The sequence below is a fragment of the Moorena sp. SIO3B2 genome, assembly GCF_010692525.1.
Lineage (GTDB): Bacteria > Cyanobacteriota > Cyanobacteriia > Cyanobacteriales > Coleofasciculaceae > Moorena > Moorena producens.
Map to the genome: position 1 here is coordinate 1 of NZ_JAAHHE010000806.1, position 1691 is coordinate 1691.

At 38.8% G+C, this 1691-nt stretch carries 2 protein-coding genes; both read right to left on the reverse strand.

What is annotated here, in order from left to right; genetic code table 11:
* Nucleotides 1-583 precede the first annotated feature (583 nt).
* Nucleotides 584-1405, reverse strand: coding sequence for a pentapeptide repeat-containing protein (locus tag F6K38_RS41270; RefSeq protein ID WP_287360624.1), 822 nt, complete (start codon nt 1403-1405; stop codon nt 584-586).
* A gap of 46 nt (nt 1406-1451) precedes the next feature.
* The coding region (locus F6K38_RS41275) for a dihydrofolate reductase family protein (protein ID WP_287360626.1) at nt 1452-1691 on the reverse strand (240 nt) is incomplete at its 5' end.

Here is a 1691-nt window from a genome sequence, read left to right on the forward strand (position 1 = left end):
TTAATGCGATGTTGGCACGCCAGTATGCCTGACGCTTGTTTTGGTTCATAGTTTTATTAGTAATAGACTAAATTTACTATTTACGCTTGACTAGCTTCTGGATATAGAGCAACCACCGATAATTGCCTTAACAAGGCGTCTCGGTATTTCAAAATGTGCTAATATATACAGAAAATTTGCCGAAGCTTAGGGATAGGTTACACCAAAGGTGAACAAAAACCGTCTTTTTGGGGTTTTCTTAATAAAACTAAACAATTTTGGGGATTTACTGGTGTCTTTAGGTTATGGCATTGCTTGATGCGCACCAGCATAAGCTGATCACATCTGTGAACTTTGGCACTGCCCCAGACAGCTTTTCCCGTTGTTTAAAGGAATATTAAATGAATTGTGAATACTATTTCGTAAAGAAACGTAAAGCTTAGATCAAGATTATGCTAAGTTTCGATAAAATAAATCGTAAGTTGATCGCCAAACGCGATCGCTAAAATTAAACCTCCCCATCTCCCCATCTCCCCACACTTCCCACACTTCCCACCCTCCCTCTAATTATGAGTATTCAACCTGACTTGATATAAGAGTATCCCTATTGATTGGTGCTACCATCGGGCATGATGGTATTGGTTAAGTTAGCCCCCTTGAGGTTAGCACGGTAAACTTTGTTGGGAGAACCCCAATCAGTAAGCTCCAAGGTATAGTCTAGTTGTGCTCCCTTGAGGCTAGCGTCGGAGAGGTTGGCATCGGAGAGGTCAATTCCCCTCAAGTCAGCCCGTTCAAGATTAGCTCCCATCAAGTTCGCCCCCCTGAGATTGGCACTTATTAAATAATGATCGAATGGCAATGAAGCACTTGTATTCAGCTCAGCCAGTGTTGCTTCTTGGAGATTGGCTTTCTCCAGGTTCACTCCACTCATATTAATCCCTACCAGATTGGCTTTTGATAAATTAGCTTCCCTGAGGTTAGCTCTTTCGAGCTTAATTGCTTTGGCGAAAATATTTGATAAGTTGGCTTCTTGGAGATTAGCTTGTTCTAAGTTAGCTTCTGTGAAGTTGCTCCAAACAAGATCAGCTTTTTTCAGGTTAGCTCTACGGAGATTAGCCCCACTGAGGTTAGCTTTTTTCAGGTTAGCGTTTTCGAGGTTAGCTCCCTCTAAATTGACCCCTACCAAATTAGCCTTTTCTAGATTAGCTCCCGCTAAGTTAACCCCTTCTAAATTAGCCTTTTCGAGATTCGCTCCTTTTAAATCATATCTGGAAAGTTCTAGCCCTGCTAAATTACAGTTTTGACAATTTTTTTTTTCCCGTAACTGTTCCAGAGGATTGTCTTGATTGATAATCAGCCAAGTAATTCCCAAAAGGGCAACTAATCCCAAAGAAATTACCCAGATAAACGATTGTCTAAGTTTCATTGGACTAATGGCAGAAAAAGTAAATGCTATTTGTATATATTTTTAATTATAATTCAATATTTTTCTCTCTTATATAGTAGCTTTTTACTAAAGTATCATTATATATTTCAGTTTTTTTGTGTCGTAATTTAAGATGTTGTTCTAGGGTTCCAAATAAAGGAACGCCTTTTCCCAAAAGAATTGGAACGCGAGTAATAATCATTTCATCAACAAGGTCTTCTTGAAGAAAACTTTGGATTACTCTACCTCCATCTATGTAAAGATTTGTATATCCCTTTTGATTCAA

Coding starts and splice junctions, on each gene's coding strand:
- F6K38_RS41270 (WP_287360624.1), bottom strand. CDS start 1,405: ATGAAACTTAGACAATCGTTTATCTGGGTAATTTCTTTGGGATTAGTT.